The organism is Acidovorax sp. Leaf73 (genome assembly GCF_916855635.1).
Taxonomy (GTDB): Bacteria; Pseudomonadota; Gammaproteobacteria; order Burkholderiales; family Burkholderiaceae_C; genus Acidovorax; species Acidovorax facilis.
Window position 1 is genome coordinate 621897 of record NZ_CAKASI010000001.1, and the last position, 18642, is coordinate 640538.

General features: G+C 65.6%; 20 protein-coding genes. 8 read left to right on the forward strand and 12 right to left on the reverse strand.

The window, feature by feature from the left end:
* The first annotated feature begins 282 nt into the window (after positions 1–282).
* Both LPA35_RS03000 and LPA35_RS03005 read left to right on the forward strand, forming a co-directional pair.
* Positions 283–1419, forward strand: coding sequence for a diguanylate cyclase (locus LPA35_RS03000; RefSeq protein ID WP_055401779.1), 1137 nt, complete (start codon positions 283–285; stop codon positions 1417–1419).
* A 149-nt stretch (positions 1420–1568) separates the two neighbouring features.
* Positions 1569–1943 carry a pentapeptide repeat-containing protein gene (locus LPA35_RS03005; protein WP_228894963.1) on the forward strand — a complete coding sequence of 125 codons (375 nt, stop codon included), beginning with the start codon at positions 1569–1571 and terminating at the stop codon, positions 1941–1943.
* A gap of 807 nt (positions 1944–2750) precedes the next feature.
* On the opposite strand, the gene LPA35_RS03010 is transcribed toward LPA35_RS03005, so the two are convergent.
* Both LPA35_RS03010 and LPA35_RS03015 read right to left on the reverse strand, forming a co-directional pair.
* A complete protein-coding gene (locus LPA35_RS03010; RefSeq protein ID WP_228894965.1) occupies positions 2751–3233 on the reverse strand; it encodes a hypothetical protein in 483 nt (160 codons plus the stop codon).
* Between the two features lie 392 nt (positions 3234–3625).
* Positions 3626–4573 carry a LysR family transcriptional regulator gene (locus LPA35_RS03015; RefSeq protein ID WP_228894966.1) on the reverse strand — a complete coding sequence of 316 codons (948 nt, stop codon included), beginning with the start codon at positions 4571–4573 and terminating at the stop codon, positions 3626–3628.
* Between the two features lie 97 nt (positions 4574–4670).
* Here LPA35_RS03015 and LPA35_RS03020 point away from each other — a divergent pair, with 97 nt between their 5' ends.
* Positions 4671–5882 (forward strand): MFS transporter, encoded by a 1212-nt coding sequence (locus tag LPA35_RS03020; RefSeq protein ID WP_228894968.1) that lies wholly within the window; start codon positions 4671–4673, stop codon positions 5880–5882.
* 111 nt (positions 5883–5993) lie between these two features.
* Here the strand turns inward: LPA35_RS03020 and LPA35_RS03025 are convergent, their stop codons facing one another.
* Positions 5994–6590, reverse strand: coding sequence for a molybdopterin-dependent oxidoreductase (locus LPA35_RS03025; RefSeq protein WP_228894970.1), 597 nt, complete (start codon positions 6588–6590; stop codon positions 5994–5996).
* 239 nt (positions 6591–6829) lie between these two features.
* On the opposite strand from LPA35_RS03025, the gene LPA35_RS03030 reads away from it, so the two are divergent.
* A complete protein-coding gene (locus tag LPA35_RS03030; protein ID WP_228894972.1) occupies positions 6830–8029 on the forward strand; it encodes an MFS transporter in 1200 nt (399 codons plus the stop codon).
* 21 nt (positions 8030–8050) lie between these two features.
* Here LPA35_RS03030 and arsB read toward each other — a convergent pair whose 3' ends face one another.
* The 4 genes from arsB to LPA35_RS03050 form a co-directional block, all read right to left on the reverse strand.
* Positions 8051–9073, reverse strand: a complete 1023-nt coding sequence (gene arsB / locus LPA35_RS03035; protein WP_228895938.1) for an ACR3 family arsenite efflux transporter — start codon at positions 9071–9073, stop codon at positions 8051–8053.
* A gap of 243 nt (positions 9074–9316) precedes the next feature.
* Positions 9317–9829 (reverse strand): arsenate reductase ArsC, encoded by a 513-nt coding sequence (locus tag LPA35_RS03040; RefSeq protein WP_228894973.1) that lies wholly within the window; start codon positions 9827–9829, stop codon positions 9317–9319.
* Between the two features lie 13 nt (positions 9830–9842).
* A complete protein-coding gene (locus LPA35_RS03045; protein ID WP_228894975.1) occupies positions 9843–10346 on the reverse strand; it encodes an ArsI/CadI family heavy metal resistance metalloenzyme in 504 nt (167 codons plus the stop codon).
* Positions 10347–10397: 51 nt separating this feature from the next.
* Positions 10398–10724: a helix-turn-helix transcriptional regulator gene (locus LPA35_RS03050; protein ID WP_055397556.1), complete on the reverse strand. Its 327-nt coding sequence runs from the start codon at positions 10722–10724 to the stop codon at positions 10398–10400.
* Between the two features lie 295 nt (positions 10725–11019).
* On the opposite strand from LPA35_RS03050, the gene LPA35_RS03055 reads away from it, so the two are divergent.
* Positions 11020–12075, forward strand: coding sequence for a methionine ABC transporter ATP-binding protein (locus LPA35_RS03055; protein ID WP_142145513.1), 1056 nt, complete (start codon positions 11020–11022; stop codon positions 12073–12075).
* A gap of 14 nt (positions 12076–12089) precedes the next feature.
* Positions 12090–12755: a methionine ABC transporter permease gene (locus LPA35_RS03060; RefSeq protein WP_228894977.1), complete on the forward strand. Its 666-nt coding sequence runs from the start codon at positions 12090–12092 to the stop codon at positions 12753–12755.
* 159 nt (positions 12756–12914) lie between these two features.
* Here LPA35_RS03060 and LPA35_RS03065 read toward each other — a convergent pair whose 3' ends face one another.
* From LPA35_RS03065 to LPA35_RS03075, 3 genes are all read right to left on the reverse strand, one after another.
* The gene (locus tag LPA35_RS03065) at positions 12915–13688 is read right to left on the reverse strand and encodes an N-acetyltransferase (protein WP_228894979.1); all 774 of its coding nucleotides are present in this window, start codon (positions 13686–13688) and stop codon (positions 12915–12917) included.
* 55 nt (positions 13689–13743) lie between these two features.
* Positions 13744–14763, reverse strand: coding sequence for a Bug family tripartite tricarboxylate transporter substrate binding protein (locus tag LPA35_RS03070; protein WP_370641335.1), 1020 nt, complete (start codon positions 14761–14763; stop codon positions 13744–13746).
* Positions 14764–14871: 108 nt separating this feature from the next.
* Positions 14872–15963: a tartrate dehydrogenase gene (locus LPA35_RS03075; RefSeq protein ID WP_228894981.1), complete on the reverse strand. Its 1092-nt coding sequence runs from the start codon at positions 15961–15963 to the stop codon at positions 14872–14874.
* Positions 15964–16129: 166 nt separating this feature from the next.
* On the opposite strand from LPA35_RS03075, the gene LPA35_RS03080 reads away from it, so the two are divergent.
* Positions 16130–17104: a LysR substrate-binding domain-containing protein gene (locus tag LPA35_RS03080; protein WP_228894983.1), complete on the forward strand. Its 975-nt coding sequence runs from the start codon at positions 16130–16132 to the stop codon at positions 17102–17104.
* Positions 17105–17206: 102 nt separating this feature from the next.
* Positions 17207–17794, forward strand: coding sequence for a DUF1566 domain-containing protein (locus tag LPA35_RS03085; RefSeq protein WP_228894985.1), 588 nt, complete (start codon positions 17207–17209; stop codon positions 17792–17794).
* A gap of 39 nt (positions 17795–17833) precedes the next feature.
* On the opposite strand, the gene LPA35_RS03090 is transcribed toward LPA35_RS03085, so the two are convergent.
* Both LPA35_RS03090 and LPA35_RS03095 read right to left on the reverse strand, forming a co-directional pair.
* The gene (locus LPA35_RS03090; RefSeq protein WP_228894987.1) at positions 17834–18235 is read right to left on the reverse strand and encodes a carboxymuconolactone decarboxylase family protein; all 402 of its coding nucleotides are present in this window, start codon (positions 18233–18235) and stop codon (positions 17834–17836) included.
* Positions 18162–18641, reverse strand: coding sequence for a MerR family transcriptional regulator (locus LPA35_RS03095; protein WP_055397539.1), 480 nt, complete (start codon positions 18639–18641; stop codon positions 18162–18164). Before LPA35_RS03095 ends, LPA35_RS03090 begins: the two co-directional genes overlap by 74 nt.
* Position 18642: the final 1 nt, after the last annotated feature.

Below are 18642 nucleotides of genomic sequence, written 5' to 3' on the forward strand. Positions count from 1 at the left end.
CGCCGAAAATTTGGTTGAAATATGCTCTGGCGCTTGATGGACAAGCGCCAGAAGCTATCAAATAGTGAGCAATCGACCTTGGGCATATGCAGAACACCGGCCGGGCCGCAACGGCCCGTGGTTTACCCGCTTGCTGCCCATTGCGCCTGCCCACACCCTTAACGTCATCCGCAGCGGGGCGTAGGCTGCAAGTGGTGGTGCATGGCGCCCCTCATGCTCTGTCGCCTTGGCCTGTGCAGCCCATCCCCCAAACTGGAACGATTCCGGCAAACTGGCACCACCATGAACGTGATAGACCCGCGCACCGCCATCGTGTTGATCAGCGCCATGAGTGCGCTGATGGCGCTGGTGCTGTGGGCCCTCAAGCGCAGCTACCCCCCCAGCATTCAGGGTCTGGGCCAATGGGCGCAGGCGCTGTTGATCATTGTGGTGGGCGGCATCCTGGCGGCCTCGCGTGGGCAACTGCCTGAAATCCTCACCACGGCCGTGCCCAATTTCTTGCTGTGCTGGGGCGTGTATGGCCTGTATGCGGGCACCCAGCGTTTTTACGGCGTGCGCCCAGCCACTTGGCGCTGGCTGGCGGTGACTGTCGCCGTCACGCTGGGCACCCTTTGGTTCGCCCTGGGCGACCCCAGTTACACAGCCCGCCTGCGGCTTGTGACGGCACTCTTGGCCGTGATGTTTGCCGTACACGCCTGGTTCATCGTGCGGCAGGGCATGGGCAGCTTTTCGCGCTGGCTCACGGTGGGGGTGATCGTGTACATCGCCGTGATTCAGCTGGTGCGGCTTGCCACCACGTTCTTCCTGCCCATGGGCGACACCATCTTGAGCGGCACGCCGCAGCACGTGCTGTTCATCGCCAGTTTTTCCGTGTCCGTCCTGCTGTTTTCGGTGGGCGCCGTGCTGATGGCTGGCGACCGCCTCCGGGCCGAGCTGGAGCTGCTGGCCACCCGCGACTCGCTCACCAACACCCTGACCCGGCGCTACATGGACGAAGCCTGCGCCATCGAGCTGGAGCGCAGCCACCGCACCGGCCAGCCCCTGGCCATGTTGATGCTGGACCTGGACCATTTCAAAACCATCAACGACACCCACGGCCACCAGGCCGGCGACCGCGTGCTAGTGGAGTTTGCCGCCAAGGTACAGCGCTGCCTGCGCAGCAAAGACCTGCTGGGCCGCTTTGGTGGCGAAGAGTTTGCCCTGCTGCTGCCCAACACCCCCCTGGACGCCGCCCTGCAGGTGGCCGAACGCATCCGCGCCGCCTGCGTGCCCCAGGGCAACGAGGTGGGCTGCACCGTCAGCATCGGCGTCACCCTGAGCCTGCCGCAGAACGACTCGATGGACAAGCTGCTGGCGAGAGCGGACGCGGCGCTGTATGAAGCGAAGAACACGGGGCGGAATCGGGTGGTGGCGGGGTAAAAGGGCTCTCTGACGAAGGGTAGAGGTGGGGCGCTTTCGGCTCGAAACGGCCCATGGAGGAGATCCGGCAGATGATCGCCCAGCAGCGATTGCTGTCATCCGCGCTTCGTCGTTGAACGCTTACTATCGGCCAGAAGCTGCCTTCAGTGATGACTACAGACAACTACACCCCTCCGTCAACGCTTCAAGAACTGATGCAGCGATACGCGCTGGGTGAACGGCATTTCCCGAACGTAGATTTGTCTGAGGCCAATCTTTCTCGCGTTACCCTTGATGGAGCAAGCTTCGGGCCACATTCCTGGTTTTCCAGTGCAGACTTCACTGGCGCAAGCCTTCGCGGGACCAGCTTTAGCAACTGCAACGTCAAGTGCGCGACGTTCAATGGAGCCGATCTGACCAACGCGACCTTCGCAAATGCGGCTATCGAGTCGATAGGCTTAGATGGCGCTGTGCTAGCCGGAACGAACTTTGTTGGTGCGACGTTCTACGGCATTGCGCTGGGTCCAGCCGATGAGTTTCCTTGAGAAGCAAGGGCGTTTCGCAATTCTGAACGACTGATTTGGGAGACAACGCCCTGCTGCTTTGGGCCCGTTAGCATCCCCCACGTCAGCGCTACGATGGCGTAATCGGGAGTTGTTTATGTCGCCTATAGCCTTCAGGAGCTTTGCGCAGAGAGGTGTCGTTTTCGGAGTGCTGCTTGCGGCATCTGGGGCGTTCGCATTGGCACAGGAGATACTTGAGCACGTTGAATTTTTACGGCTGCAAACTGACAAGTTGTCGCCACGCGAATGGCCAAATGCCGAGTACGTAGTTCGAACCCAGCAACAGTGGGATGAGATCTGGGCGATGGGCAAATTAGAACCCAATCCGCGGGATGCTGAGAGCATAGGCGCACCGAAGGTCGACTTCAGTCAATTCACTCTCGTTGGCGTTTCACGCGGAAAGCAGAGCCATGGGTGTACGAGCCTAAATATCAAACTTGTAATCCGACGCGGAAAACGAATTGATGTGCACTTCACCGACCCTGAGAACGCGAGACGAACCTACGGAGCGATGACGGTCTGCCCTGCGGTGGTTACCTATCTGAACGACTGGGTTTTGATACCGCGTACGCCCCGGCACTCGGTGATCAGATTCGTCGATAGCCAATCGATGCGCTAGAAGCTGCCCCGCAAAGCTGTAGCAAGATCTGCCCCGCCCCTGGCGGCGTGTCAGCGTCGCCTTTGGGCCCATAGCTGCCGCTCAGTCGGCTCCGAGTGCACGTGCGCGTGCAGCTTTGAGCTACGGATCATCTGGCGGCCCATCCGTGTGGGCCAATCAGTTAGCTGGCTTCAACGAGGTACTCCGCACGCCGCCATAGTGGTCTCCCAACTGTCTAGTGCCTTGGCGCAGGTCTCCAAGACACCGCCCAGTTTCGTCCCCGACTCGTCAACAATTTCGCCATCGATTACGAGCGAAAGCTTAGTATTCGGGCCGGCGACAACGCGCGTTTCGCCCGTCTCGGGGTCAAAACGGCCCTCAATTGAGGAGCCCGGTCCGTCGATTGGTTCAACGCCCAGAGATTGGTGCACATCTTGAATTAGAGGTCTGTGACCGGAGCGGGGGCGACTCAGCGCGCCGTGTTTGTCTCTGTTCCAGAGATCATGAATCAATCCGACCGATAAGTCACTGTCGATGAGCCCGTCTCCAGGAAAGGCGAGATTTTGGGTCACGCACCATTCCTTCAAGTGATCCTTCAATGAAGCTACGTTAGCAACCAGCGTCGCCAGCACATTCTCCATTTCCGCCGCGGACCTTCCGTCTGTAAATTCCACGGTGAATGTCCCAGCCCCGCTCAAACGCGGTGACTGAAACACGGGGATCTCCAATGTGGAGGTCGAGGCCAATGAAGCGTGCAGTCGACGGAGGCGCGCCTGCAATTGGTCGAGACTTGCCGAAACGCTATGCATGCCGCCGTCCAACCAATGAAAGGGGCTTCCCCGTCCCGAGTGAACCGCACAGTTGCGGGAGAAGGCATCCAGGTGCCACGATCGGAAGTCGATCTCTCATCAACTCACTTGTTTGTTGGAAGGGGCTGTCCATGACTGCCATTGTCACCGTCGGAATCGATCTGCCAAAGAATGTCTTTGCTGTGCATGGCATCGATGCCACAGGCAAACGGCTCCACTCGCTGGAAGGCCGCTCCTGGCCGGCAGTCGTCGTCCGCTCAAGACCCCACCCCCCGCATCCCCGCCAACCCCGGCATCGCCCCTCGCATCCCCTCCAAAAACAACCGCAACCGCGCCGGATAAAACCGCGCATGTGGATACACCAGATACACCGGCAGCGAGGGGGCCTGCCAGGTGGGCACCAAGTGCAGCAAGTCGCCTGCGCGCAGATCCGCATCTACGATCCACGCCGATGCAATACACGCGCCGAGCCCGGCCAGGGCGGCGCTGCGCAGGGCGTACAGGCTGTCGGTGGCCAGTCGGGGGGTGATGGCGAAGGTGCTGGCCTCGCTGCTGTGCTGGTGGGTCAAGGTGACTTCGCGCTGGTAGAAGGTGCTGAGCGCCAGCCAGGGTAGATCCTTCAGATCCTGCGCGTGTTGCGGTGTGGGCCGACTTGCCATGAGGGCGGGCGATGCCAGTACGATGCGCGGCACTTCGGCAAGGCGAATGGCGACCACCGAGGGGTCTTCCACCGCACCCACCTGGATGGCGCAGTCGATACCTTCTGCGATGAAGTCAGGGCGGCGGTCGTGCAGCATCCATTCCACCGAAACATCGGGGTAGCGGCGCAGGTAGTCCATCAGCGGGGGGATGAGCTGGTTTTGCCCGAAGGCGTGGGGCGCCAGCACGCGCAGGGTGCCGCGCGGGGTGTCGGCCGTGCCGCGCAGGTCGTCCTCCATGGCGCGCCAGTCTTCCAGCAGGGCCTTGGCGTGGGCAAAGCAGCGGTCGCCGTCTTCCGTCAGCTTCATCACATGGGTGGATCGCTGCAGCAGCTTGATGCCCAGGCTGCGCTCCAGCGCTTGCAGGCGGCGGCTCACGGTGGGCTGGCTGGTGCCCAGTTGCTGGGCGGCGGCCGACAGGCTGCCGGCCTCGACGATGCGGACAAAGGTCTGCATCAGCTCGATGCGGTCGGCACCGGGTGGCTGAGTCGGGAGGGTGTTTGTCATACGCCAAGCGTATAACGAATCTGCAGTTCAGCCTACTACCCAGAGCGGAGGCGCGCTAGAACAATCGCACCATTCCTTTTCAATCGATGGTGGTGTGATGTCTTCCATTCAAAGTGTGCATGCAAGCGGCGCGGCAGACGCTGCCCCGGTGAGCGCGCCGCTGTTGTTGCTGCTGGCGACCACAGCGGGGCTGAGCGTGGCGTCGCTGTATTACAGCCAGCCCATGCTGGGCGTGCTGGGGCCCGACATGCAGGCCGACAGCCGCGTGGTGGGGCTGGTGCCCACGCTCACGCAGCTGGGGTATGCGCTGGGCATCTTGCTGCTGGCGCCGCTGGGTGACCGGTTTGACCGGCGCCGCATCATCGTCATCAAGTCCATCGCGCTGATGCTGGCGCTGCTGCTGAGCGGCCTGGCGCCCGGCATGGGCGCGCTGCTGGCGGCCAGCCTGGCCGTGGGCCTGGCGGCTACGGTGGCGCAAGACGTGGTGCCCGCTGCCGCCACGCTGGCCCCGGCCGCACAGCGCGGGCGCATGGTGGGCACGGTGATGACGGGGCTGCTGCTGGGCATCTTGCTGTCGCGCGTGGTCAGCGGCTTTGTGGCGCAGCAGTGGGGCTGGCGCACGGTGTATGTGGCGGCGGCGGTGGCCGTTGCGCTGCTGACGGTGGCGGTGTGGCGCGGGCTGCCGCGCTTTGCGCCCACCACGCAGCTCGGTTACGGCGCGCTGATCGGCTCGATGGTGGCGCTGTGGCGCCAGCACGCAGCGCTGCGCCGCGCGGCCTGGGCGCAGGGGTTGTTGGCCGTCGGCTTCAGCGCGTTCTGGTCCACGCTGGCGGTGATGCTGCACAGCCAGTTCAACCTGGGCACGGCGGCGGCGGGCGCGTTTGGCCTGGCCGGGGCGGCGGGTGCACTGGCTGCACCGCTGGCCGGGCGCCTGGCCGACAAGCGCGGGCCCGAGGTGGTGACGCGCTACGGCGCCGGGCTGGCCGCCGTGTCGTTTGCGGTGATGGCGCTGGCGCCGCTGCTGCCTGCGCAGGCCCAGCTGGGCTTGATTGTGGTCAGCGCCATCGGCTTTGACTTTGGCGTGCAGGCCACGCTGGTGGCGCACCAGACCATCGTCTACGGCATCGACCCTGCGGCGCGCAGCCGGCTCAATGCGCTGCTGTTCACGGGCATGTTCATCGGCATGTCGGCCGGTGCGGCGCTGGGTGCCTTGGTGCTGGCGCAGTGGGGCTGGCTGGGCGTTGTGGCGTTGGCTACCGCGGGGTCGCTGGCTGCACTGGCGGTGCGGATCGCGGGGCGGACACGGTGATTTGAATGGAAAATGCCTCTAGCGCTTGATGGGAAAGCGCTAGCAGCTATCAAAAAAAGAGCGGCCAGGAAGCCGCTCTTTCTTTTTTGCTGGGCTACCTTGCCGGTGGCCTCAGACCTTCTTCACTTCAATGTGATACAGCCCCCAGGGGCACAGGCCAAAGCGTTCCTTCACTGGCTTGTCCTTGAAGGAGGGCAGCACGTCCGCGTCGTACACCGCCCACTGCGGGCCCAGGCCGCCCAGGGCCATGGGCTGGCCGTCGATGTGGGTGGCGACGATCATGCGGTAGGCCTGCACGTCGGCCATGCTGATGGTCACGTTGTAGCCGTCCACCGCGCGCAGCACCAGCTGCACGGGGCTGCCAGCGGCCACACCGGCAGCGGCCAGCACGGTGGTGAGCAGGGGGCCTTTGAGCGTGTGGGGCTTGCTGTCGTATTCGAGCGTGGGCTTGATGGTGACGGCGGGCATGCGCTGCAGGGCGGCGGCGTCCAGCGCGTGGGCTTTGTCGAACTGGATGCCGTGTTTGCCCATCATCTGGTCGATGGTGGCATCGAGCGCGCCCCGGTTGGGCTGGGTGATGGCGCCGCTGATGGTGAGCAGGGCGGGGCTGGTGGATGCTTTGGCGGGTGGCGCGGCGTGGCTGCTGGTGGTGGCGGTCCACAGGCCTGCCAGGCCGACGCTGGCAGCCACAAAGTTTCTTTTGTTCATGCTCGGTTTCTCCTCGTGTGATGCTTGGTTGATTGATCGATGGATGGGGCACATCAATCCGGGGCGCATGGTAAGCGCAGGACTGGCGCTTGCCACCCAAAAAAGTGTCAGTACCTGTGTGGACGTGCCGCGCGTGCTGCGTGTGCCGTGTGGCATGCGTGTCCTGTGGCCTTCAACCCCCAGGGTGCATGGCGCACCCTGCCAGCGCGCAGACGCGAGCCGCACCACAATCGGCGCCCATGACTTCTTCTTCGACGATGCTGCGGCTGATCAGCCTGGCGGCCTTTTGCAGCATGGCGTCCATGCGCGTGTGCGACCCGATGCTGGTGGCACTGTCCCTTGAGTACAAGATCACCACGGGCGATGCATCGGCCGTGATTGCGGCGTTTGCCGTGGCCTACGGCGTGCTGCAGCTGGTGTATGGCCCGCTGGGCGACCGGGTAGGCAAGGTGCGCGTGATCATTGGCGCCACGGCGGCATGTGCGGTGTTCAGCGCCATGACGGCGCTGGCGCCCAGCTTCAGCCTGCTGGTGGTGGCGCGTGCGGCCATGGGGGCGGCGGCGGCCGGGATCATTCCGCTGTCGATGGCGTGGATTGGCGATGAGGTGGCTTACGAGCAGCGGCAGGAAACGTTGGCGCGCCTGATGGTGGCCACGGTGACCGGGATGATGGCGGGCCAGTGGTTTGGCGGCTTTGCCACCGAAACGCTGGGCTGGCGTGCGGCGCTGGGTGTGCTGGCCGTGCTGTTCTTCACGGCGGCCACGCTGCTGCTGCGCCATGCGCGCGCCAGCGGGGCGCTGCGTCCGGTGGTGGTGCCGGGCGCACCGGCGTTTTCGCTGGCCAACTACCTGGCGGGCACCCTGGCGCTGCTGCGCATTCCGCGTGTGCGCTGGGTGCTGACGGTGGTGGCGATTGAAGGCGCGCTCGCGTTTGGCACGCTGGCCTTTGTGCCCGCGCGCATGGTCGATGGCTTTGGCCTGTCGGCCTCGGCCGCTGGCGGGGTGATGGTGCTGTATGGCGTGGGCGGGCTGATCTACAGCGTGTTTGCGCGGCGCTGGCTGGCGGCGCTGGGCGAGCGGGGGCTGGCCGTGCTGGGAGCCAGCTTCATTGCCATCGGCCTGCTGTCGCTGGCGTGGGCGCCTGCGGTGGGTTGGGCCATGCTGGGCTGCTTCTTGGCGGGCATCGGCTTTTACATGCTGCACAACACGCTGCAGGTGCAGGCCACGCAGATGGCGCCCGAGGCGCGGGGCACGGCAGTGACGCTGTTTGCGTGCCTGCTGTTCCTGGGCCAGTCCACGGGTGTGCTGCTGGTGGCCTTCAGTGTGGACCGGGGATGGCTGCCGCCAGTGTTCACGGCGGCGGCGGTGGGGGTGTTTGTGCTGGGGCTTCTGATCTCGCGCCGGGTACAGGCGCGGGGGGCGGTGGCGGCAGGCACCTGACCGCCCCAGGTGGCGTGCTTGTCAGTCGCGCGCCTCGTACCAGCCCTTGCTGCGGTTGACCACGGCCACCACCAGCAGCATCACCGGCACCTCGATCAGCACGCCCACCACCGTGGCCAGCGCCGCGCCGGAGTGAAAGCCAAACAGGCTGATCGCCGTGGCCACGGCCAGCTCGAAGAAGTTGGACGCGCCGATCAGGGCCGAGGGGCAGGCAATGCTGTGCTTTTCGCCCACGGCGCGGTTCAGGCCATAGGCCAGGGCGGAGTTGAACAGCACCTGGATGAGGATGGGCACGGCCAGCAGGGCAATCACCAGCGGCTGCTGCAGGATGGCTTCGCCCTGAAAGGCGAACAGCAGTACCAGCGTGGCCAGCAGCGCGGCGATGGACCAGGGCCCGGTGCGCGCCACGGCGGCGTCAAACGCAGCCTGGCCCTTGCGCAGCAGCCGCTTGCGCAGCCATTGCGCAATCACCACCGGGATCAGGATGTACAGCACCACCGAGGTGAGCAGCGTGTCCCACGGCACGGTGATGGCCGACAGGCCGAGCAAAAAGGCCACCAGCGGCGCAAACGCCACGATCATGATGCTGTCGTTGAGGGCCACCTGCGACAGCGTGAACAGCGGGTCGCCCCCGGTGAGGCGGCTCCACACAAACACCATGGCCGTGCAGGGCGCGGCGGCCAGCAGGATGAGCCCTGCTATGTAGCTGTCGATCTGGTCGGCAGGCAGGTACGGCGCAAACCAGTGGCGGATGAACAGCCAGCCCAGCAGCGCCATCGAAAACGGCTTGACCAGCCAGTTGACGAACAGCGTCACGCCAATGCCGCGCACATGCTGGCGCACCTCGGCCAGCGCACCAAAGTCCACCTTCAGCAGCATGGGGATGATCATCACCCAGATGAGCAGGCCCACCGGCAGGTTGACGCGAGCCACCTCCAGCGCACCCACGGCGCGGGCCGCGCCGGGCAGCCACTGGCCCAGCGCAATGCCCACCACGATGCACAGCAGTACCCAGACGGTGAGGTAGCGCTCGAACACCGCCATGCCAGCGGCGGGGGAGGGCGGCAACGCGCTGGCAGCAGCGCGTTGCGAATGGCTTGGTGGCAGGGTCATTTCAGTGATCCCTTCAGTGATCCATTGCGCTGCGCGCCACCCGCGATGCATGAAACTGGCACGGCCCAAACCCGTGCACCCGTGGAACTGGCTTTGCCAGGCCACCGGGTGCGTCCCCCTCCCGCGCAGCGAGAGAGGGGCGAAGGCGATAAGCGACTCAGGGAGTGTTTCATCTTATTGCGCGGGCAGGTTGCGGGCCGTGGCTTGCAGCGCGGTGGCGGCCAGCTTGTCGTCGGGCAGGTTCACCAGCAGTTCCAGGCGCTGCTTGATGGCGTGCAGGGTCTTGCGGAAGGCTTCAGCCTTGTCGGCGTCCGAGCCATCGCCCGCCGACGGGTCGGCATAGCCCCAGTGCGCCGTGGCCGGGTGGCCGGGCCAGAAGGGGCAGACCTCGCCCGCTGCGTTGTCGCACACGGTGATGATCAGGTCCATGTGCGGCGCGCCGGGGGCGGCAAACTCATCCCAGCTTTTGCTGCGCAGCCCTTCGGTGGGGATGCCCGCGTGGGCCAGCGCCTGCAGGCCCAGCGGGTGGGGCTGCAGGTTGTCGCGTGGGCTGCTGCCGGCTGAATAGGCCTTGAAGCGGCCCTGGCCCATGGCGTTGAGCAAGGCCTCAGCCAGGATGCTGCGGGCGGAGTTGTGCGTGCACAGAAACAGCACGTTCAAAGGAGGACGTTGTGGGGTGGCGTTCATCGTGGCTCCAGGCTCAGCAGCACTTGTTGGGGTTGTTGGCGGTAGGGCCGCAGCAGGCGGCCTGGCCGGGCGCGGGGGCGGACGGTGCGCCTGTGGGGCAGCACGCTGCCTGCGCGGCCTGGGCTGGCTGCTGCGCAGTGGCTTCGTTGAACACGGGGATGTTGCCCAAGGTGTGGAAGTGTTCCCACGCTACGCCCTGCGGGTCGGTGATCCAGTGCTTGTCACTGCGGGCGTAGCAGCAAGTGGTGGCGCCTTCGTCCAGCAGGGCCATGTCGGCGCCCTGGGCGCGGGCCTTGAGCTCGGCCAGTTCGTCGGCCTCATCGACCTGGAAGCCCAGGTGGTCCACGCCGGGCTTGTCGCCCCGGGTGGAGATGGCGAAGTTCACGCGCGGGTCTTCGAGCATCCACTTGGCGTAGTCGGTCTCGACACGTGCAGGCTCGGCCGCGAACAGCCTGGAATAGAACGCGATGCTCTTGGCAAGGTCATCGACATGCATGTGGACGTGGAATCGCTTCATGGTGGTTTCCTTTCGGCTGTGGGTCGTGGGGTGGAAGTTGTTGGGGGGCGATCAGCACTGGCAGGCGGCGGTGGCCTCGTCGGTCAGGCAGGCAGCGCCCTGGCAGCAGTTCTCGGTCAGGTAGGCCAGCAGGTCGTTCATGGTGGCAAACGAGGCGCGGTAGATCAGGTTGCGGCCCTGGCGCTCCTGGCTCACCAGGCCCGCGTGGGTCAGCTCCTTGAGGTGGAACGACAGCGTGTTGGGCGCAATGCCCAGCTGCTCGGACAGCCCGCCGGGCGTGAGCCCTTCCTGGCCCGCTACCACCAGGGCGCGGAACACCCGCAGGCGCACTTCCTGGGCGAGGGCGGCGAGGGATCGGATGACATCGGTTTCTTGCATGGTTCGATAATACAACAAAAGTTGAAATATAGAAGTATGGCCTGGAGAAGTTTCTGGAGTCGTCAGGAAAATTCAAGGAAAAATGGCAGTCTGCGCTCTATGGTATTGCCCTGATAGCTATGAATTTCATAGTTACTGAAGTCTGTGTACCACGGTCTTCATAACTCGGCGATCTAATCACCCGATTTTTAAATCGTTTGTGAACTTACGATTCGCCGATACAGTCGCCCATCCTTTTCCAGACCCGCGCGGCAGCGGCCACTCACTGTGGGGCCGCTGCCGCGCACTGCTTTCCATGATCGATTTACGGGGTGTCACCCAAACCTACCAGGGCCCACAAGGCCCCGTCGAAGCCCTGCGTGGCATCGACCTCAGCATCCAGCCGGGCGAAGTGTTCGGCATCATCGGCAAGAGCGGCGCGGGCAAAAGCTCGCTGGTGCGCGTCATCAACCTGCTCAACCGGCCCACCACGGGCCAGGTCATCGTGGGCGGCCGTGACCTGACACAGCTGAACGACGCGCAACTGCGCGAGGCCCGGCGCGAGATCGGCATGGTCTTCCAGCACTTCAACCTGCTGTCGTCGCGCACCGTGTTCGACAACGCCGCATTGCCGCTGGAACTTGCGGGCATGGACAAGGCAGCGATCCGCGAGCGCGTGAACCCGCTGCTGGAGCTGGTGGGCCTGGCCCACCTGGCCGACCGCTACCCCGCGCAGATCAGCGGCGGGCAAAAGCAGCGCGTGGGCATTGCGCGCGCGCTGGCGAGCCGCCCCAAGGTATTGCTGAGCGACGAAGCCACCTCGGCGCTGGACCCGGAGACGACCCGCTCCATCCTCGACCTGCTGCGCCAGGTCAACCGCGAGCTGGGCCTCACCGTGGTGCTCATCACCCACCAGATGCAGGTCATCAAGCAGGTGGCCGACCGCGTGGCCGTGATCGAGGCGGGCCGTATCGTGGAGCAGGGCCGCGTGCTCGATGTCTTCACGCGCCCGCAGCAGGCCATCACCAAGAGCCTGATCGACGAAATCCTGCCGCAAGAGCTGCCTGCGAGCGTGCTTGACCATGTGCGCAAGCTCACCCGCCAGCTGGCCACCACGGCGCCCGGCCACGCGGGGCGGCTGCTGCGGCTGTCGTACTCGGGCGACAGCGCCTACCAGCCCATTCTGTCGCAGCTGATCCGCGAGTTTGGTGTGGACATGAGCATCCTGCATGGCCAGGTGGACGATATCCAGGACGAGACCTTCGGCTCGCTGGCCGTGTACGCCAGCGGCGAGCCCATGCAGGTGCGCGGTGCGGTGGAGCACCTGCGCGCGGGCGGCGTGGCGGTGCAAGAAGTCACGATTGAAATCTGAGGGAGCCATAAGCCATGTTCGACCATTTCACTCCGGCCATGCTGGACCTCTTTGCCTCTTCGCTGTGGGAGACGCTCATCATGGTGGGCATCTCCGGCATCGTGGGTGGCCTCATCGGCGTGCCGCTGGGCGTGTTCCTGCGCCTCACGGACCACGGCGGCGTGCTGCAGAACGGGCCCGTCAACAAGCTCGTGGGCTGGCTGGTGAACGCCGTGCGCTCCACGCCTTTCATCATCCTGCTGGTGGCCATCATCCCCTTCACGCGCTTCATCACGGGATCGTCGATTGGCACGGCTGCTGCGGTGGTCCCCTTGACGATTGCTGCCGCACCGTTTGTGGCCCGCCTGGTCGAAGCCGCCTTGCGCGAGGTGGACCACGGCCTGGTCGAAGCCGCCCAGGCCATGGGCGCCACCACCAGCCAGATCGTGTGGAAGGTGCTGCTGCCCGAGGCGCTGCCCGGCATCGTGGCGGGCCTGACCATCACGTTTGTGAGCCTGACCGGCTACTCGGCCATGGCCGGCGCGATTGGCGGCGGTGGTTTGGGTGACCTGGGCATCCGCTACGGCTACCAGCGCTTTCTGCCCGAGATCATGCTGGTCGTGGTGCTGGTGCTGATCTTCTTTGTGCAGGCCGTGCAGAGCCTGGGGGACTGGGCGGTGCGCAGGTTGAGCCACCGTTGATTTGCATTTTTTTGCTATTGATTAGATAGCTGCCGGTGCTTGATATTTAAGCGTCAAGGGCCAATTTAATACATATTTTTGCCCCTTTGCTTTGAGCCAACAGCGGCGCTGGTCTTTACTCCCTCCCCCCTTGTGGGAGAGGGAGCCTGAAAAACCCCTTTAACCCGGCACCCGGTAGTGGTAGCCATACGCCGTCTTGAACCCCATCGACTGGTACAGCCCCAGCGCTGGCGTGTTCTGCGCGCGCACTTGCAGGTAGGCGCTGGCTGCCCCGGCCTCGGCGGCCCAGTGCAGCAGGGCTGTGACCAGCGCGCGCCCGCGCCCGCCGCCCCGGTGCTCAGGCGCCACGGCCAGGTCGTACAGGCCCACGGCGCCGCGCTCCAGCACTGCCAGCCCAAAGCCCACGGGCTGGCCTTGTGCGTCGTGCTGCAGTGCAAATGCGGCAGGGTGGGCGATGTGGTCCAGCATGCTGTTGTGCAGCGCGCGGTGGTGCGTTGGCACGCTGTTGGCGGCGGCAAAGCCCTCCAGCCAGGCGGCAGTGGGCGTGGTGCTGATATGGGTGCTGCCATCGGGCTTGCCGACCGAACCCAGGGCCAGCGGCCGGTGCAACACCAGTGACGGATCGAAATGCTGATAGCCCGCCTCGGCCAGCTCCTGGTCGGCCTCGGCCGGGGCCAGGGGCGAGATGCGGAACACGGCGGGCAGCCCGTGCCGTGCGTACAGCACTGCAGCCGCTTCGCGCACCCCGTCAAACGGCGCGCCGGGCAGCAGCGCGTTGACCGAATTGGCACGCTTGGTGTAACCGCCCGACAGCCGGAACACCCAGCCCCGGTGGAACACCGTCTGGCGCGCGGGCCAGGCGTTGAAGGCGCGTTCTTCGAGGGCGCGGATCAGGGCTGCGGGGACGGTGGGCTCGATGGTGGTGGGCGTCATGTCTGGGGTTATACCAACCCGCCCCTCGGGCACACAGTCAGTCGTTTCGGTCGGTTCAGTCGGTGGTGATCTTGTGGTCGGCCACCAGCTTGGCAAAGCGTGTGGTGTCGCTGGCTATCTGCTCGGCCATCTGCGCGGGTGTGTTGCCAATGGGCTCGGCGCCAATGTCCTGCATGCGCTTCTTGAAGTCGGGCGACTGGATCACCTTGACCATCTCGGCGTTCAGCCGGGCCACTACATCGGCGGGTGTGCGTGCCGGGGCCAGCACGCCAAACCAGGTGCCGATGTCAAAGCCCGCAAAACCGGCCTCCTGCAGTGTGGGCACATCCGGCAGCGATGAAGACCGCTTGGCCGTGGTCACCGCCAGCGCGCGCAGCTTGCCCGCCTTGATGTGGGGCAGCACGGGCGTGATGGTGTCGAACGACATCGACACCTGCCCGCCCAGCAGGTCGGTGGTCAGCGGGCCGCTGCCCTTGTAGGGCACATGCAGCACAGGCTGGCCTATGGCTGTGGAGAACTGCGTGCCGATCAGGTGCTGCGCCGTGCCCGCACCGTTGGAGCCATACGAAAACTTGTCGGGCACGGTCTTGATCAGGGCCACGAGTTCCTTCACATCCTTGGCGGGCGTGGTGGCGCTCACGGCCAGCACGTTGGGCACCAGGGCCACGGTGGTGATGGGTGAAAAGCTCTTTTGAAAGTCGTAGCTGAGCTTTTTGTAGACGCTGGTGGCAATGGTGTGGTGCACCGCGCCCATCAGCAGCGTGTAGCCGTCGGGCGCGGCCTTGGCCACGTAGTCGGCGCCAATGGTGGCGCCCGCGCCGCCCCGGTTTTCCACGATCACGGGCTGGCCCAGCGCGGTGCTGAGCTTTTCGCCCAGCGCCCGTGCCAGCACGTCGGTGGTGCCGCCCGCTGCAAACGGAACGACGAGGGTGACGGGTTTGCTGGGCCAGGCCTGTGCGTGGACAGTTTTGCCAGGCAGCAGGCAGGCGGTTGCGGCCAGCGCCGCCAGTGCCATCAGGTGTTGACGGCGCAGCGGGGTCGCAATGTGGGTGGGGCCGGGGTTGGGGCGGTGCATGGTTTGTCTCCTGAAGGATGGTGGTGCGGCGGGTGCGTGGCCTGTGCGGCCTTGTGGGTCTGCCCGCCGGGCTTTCACAAGCCCGCCTTGGCGGGCCGTGGGGGGCGATCAGGCGGCTTTGCGCGCGGCCGGTGCGTCGCTGATCAGCGTGCACACCGCATCGGTCACCTGCGCCGTGGTGGCGGTGCCGCCCAGGTCGCGGGTGTGCAGGGCCGGGTTGGCGGTAACCTGTTCGATGGCCTGCATCACGGCGCGGGCGGCGTCGGCCTCGCCCAGGTGCTCCAGCAGCATCACCACCGACCAAAACGTGCCAATGGGGTTGGCCAGGCCCTTGCCCATGATGTCAAACGCCGAGCCGTGAATGGGCTCGAACATGCTGGGGTAGCGGCGCTCAGGGTCGATGTTGCCGGTGGGCGCAATGCCCAGGCTGCCTGCCAGCGCGGCGGCCAGGTCGCTCAAGATGTCGGCATGCAGGTTGGTGGCGACGATGGTGTCCAGCGTGGCGGGGCGGTTGACCATGCGGGCCGTGGCGGCGTCCACCAGCTCCTTGTCCCACTTCACATCGGGGAACTCGGCCGCCACCTGCGCGGCAATCTCGTCCCACATCACCATGGCGTGGCGCTGCGCGTTGCTCTTGGTGATGACGGTGAGCTGCTTGCGGGGACGCGATTGCGCCAGGCGGAAGGCAAAGCGCAGGATGCGCTCCACGCCCACGCGGGTCATGATGGAGACATCGGTGGCCGCCTCGATGGGGTGTCCCTGGTGCACGCGGCCGCCCACGCCCGAGTATTCGCCCTCCGAGTTTTCGCGCACGATGACCCAGTCCAGGTCCTTGGGCGTGCAGCGTTTCAGGGGCGCATCGATGCCCGGCAGGATGCGCGTGGGCCGCACGTTGGCGTACTGGTCGAAACCCTGGCAGATCTTGAGGCGCAGGCCCCACAGCGTGATGTGGTCGGGGATGTCCGGGTCACCGGCCGAGCCAAACAGGATGGCGTCTTTGCCGCGCAGGGCATCCAGCCCATCGGCCGGCATCATCACACCGTGGGCGCGGTACCAGTCGCCGCCCCAGCCAAAGTTTTCAAACTCGAATTGCAGGCCGGGGTGGCGGGCGGCCAGGGCTTCGAGCACACGCTGGCCAGCGGGAATCACTTCCTTGCCGATGCCGTCTCCGGGGATGGTGGCGATTTGATAGGTGGTCATGCAGATGCCTGGGTGAAAAAGGGTCTGGAAATGCCTGTGCAGCAAGGCACAGGCGTGAAAGAGAGACACAGGAGAAACCAAACGGTAGAGGGACTGTAGGCCTGGACGCCTTTGAAGAACGCCGCTAAAGTGAATCCATCGTTAACCTGCAGTTAAGAGCTATTCGATGAGTTCCACCATCCAGCCCGCAGAACTGGGCTTCTTTTCTGCGCTGGCCGCCAGCCCCAGCCTAAGCGCCGCAGGGCGCGAAATGGGGGTCTCCACGGCGGCGGTCAGCAAGCACCTCACGCAGATGGAAAAGCGCCTGGGTGTGGTGCTGGTCAACCGCACCACGCGCCGCATGAGCCTCACGCCCGAGGGCGAGCTGCTGCTGGAGCACGCGCGCCGCATCCTGCGCGAGATCGATGCGCTCGATGAACTCATCGTGCAGTCCAAGGCCAGCCCCAAGGGCCTGCTGCGCGTGAACGCCACGCTGGGCTTTGGCCGCATGCACATCGCCCCCGTGATCTCGGACTTTGTGCGCCAGTACCTCGAGGTGGATGTGCAGCTGCAGCTGTCGGTGCACCCGCCGCCGATCACCGACGATGCCTACGACGTGTGCGTGCGTTTCGGCGAGCCGCCCGACGGCCGCGTGATCGCCCGCCGCATCGCCCCCAACCGGCGCGTGCTGTGCGCCGCGCCTGCCTACCTGGACCGCCATGGCAGGCCCCGCGTGCCGCGCGACCTGATGGAGCACCAGTGCATCGGCATCCGCCAGGGCGACGAGGCCTATGGCCTGTGGCGCCTGACCACCGGGCGCGGCAGCAAGGCGCACACCGAGTCGATCAAGATCACCGGCAATCTCACCACCAACGACGGCGAGATCGCCGTGTTGTGGGCCTTGCAGGGCCACGGCATCGTGATGCGCGCCGAGTGGGACGTGAACCGCCACCTGGCCCAGGGTCTGCTGGAGCCCGTGCTGCCGCACTACCAGACCCCGGCGGCTGACATCTATGCGGTGTACCCGCAGCGGCACCAGTTCTCCACCCGCGTGCAGGCGTTTGTGGGGTTTCTGGCCGAGGCGCTGGCAGCGTCGGGGGCACCGGCCGCTGTGCCCGCCAAGCCGGGCAAGCTGGGTAAAAGCGCAATGCAGGTTTCCTGATCTGCGGGGTGGCGCTGGTGTCGCTGTGCGGGTAGGGTGTCGCCATCCCAGTCCGTTTTGCCCGCCTTCTTCCGCTACCCTGCCCAGACCAGGCTTTTACCCATGAAACCACTTTCGCAGCTTTTTGCCGCGCTGGCATGCGCCCTCACAGCCCTGCCGGTGCTGGCTACCGACTCCACCGCAGTCCAAGACTGGTCTCTGTCGGCCGACGGCGCCTATGTACTTGATGTGCGCGCAGGCCTGGCCTGGCCGCGTTGTGTGGAAGGTATGCAGTGGACAGGCAAGACCTGCACCGGCAAGCCGTTGCTGCTGGACCGTGCTGAAGCCACCACCCTTGCCACCGACCGCTGGAAGGCCGAGGGCGTGGGTTGGCGCCTTCCCCGCGCGGCGGAACTGCAGAGGCTGGTGGACAAGTCGCTGTCTCCCCCGGGCCTCAACCCCATCCTGTTCCCGGCCGCGCCGGGCCAGTGGCACTGGTCATCCACCAGCAACGTGAGTGCGCCCAGCGTCAACCCATACACCTACGGCAACATCGCGCAAGGCCGCGCGGGCGATGGGGGGCGCCAGGCCGCAATGATCAACGGCTGGGCCGTGAACCTGTCCACCGGCGAGGCGCGGGGCGATGCGGCGCGGGCCAGCAAGCTGCCCGTGCGGCTGGTACGGCCGCAGCCTGTGGGGCCGGGGAAGTAGCCGCAGACGTCGCGCGGAGCCGGTAGCGGCTCAGGCACCTCATGCTGCTACCGTTTCCGCATCGCCCGCCGCAAACACTTCGCGGGCAGCGGCCAGTCCGTTCAGCGCGGCGGGAAAGCCTGCGTAAACAGCCATCTGCATGAGGACTTCCACGATCTCCTCGCGGGTGACGCCCACGTTCAGCGCCGCCTGCAAGTGCACCTTGAGCTGTGGTGTGGCGTTGCCCAGCGCAGTCAAAGCAGCGATCACTGCAATTTCGCGGCTGCGCAGGTCCAGTCCGGGTCGGGAATAGATATCGCCAAACGGAAACTCGATCAGGTAGCGGGCGAAATCGGGGGCAATGTCGGCCAGGCTGGCGACGACGTGCTTACCGGCGTGGCCGTCGATTTCGCGCAGCTTGGCGAGGCCCTGGAGATAACGGGGATTGGTTTCGGGGGACATGGGTGCTTCCTTGGCGGGGTGACGAGGGTGTGTGGCGAAGGGAAGCCTCCAGATCCCGGTAGTGCGCGATCTTGGCTTGCAGCGCCTGTGCGGCTTGCTGCATGGCGGTGATGGTTGCAAGCACCTGAGCAAGGTGATGCTCCAGCAGCTCGCGCCGTTCGGGGGCGGTGGTGTTCCCTTCGCTGCGCAGCCGCGCGAAGGCCTGCATCTGCCCGATGGGCATCTGGGTCTCGCGCAGGCGCAGCAGGAATCCGATCCATTCCATGTCCGAAGCCGCATAGCGGCGCTGGCCACCCGGCGCGCGCGCCACGGGCGCAATCAGCCCGGCGCGCTCGTAGTAGCGCAGCGTGTGCGCGGTCAGGCCAGTGCGTTCGGCGACTTCGGCAATGGTGAGGAGGGATGCCATG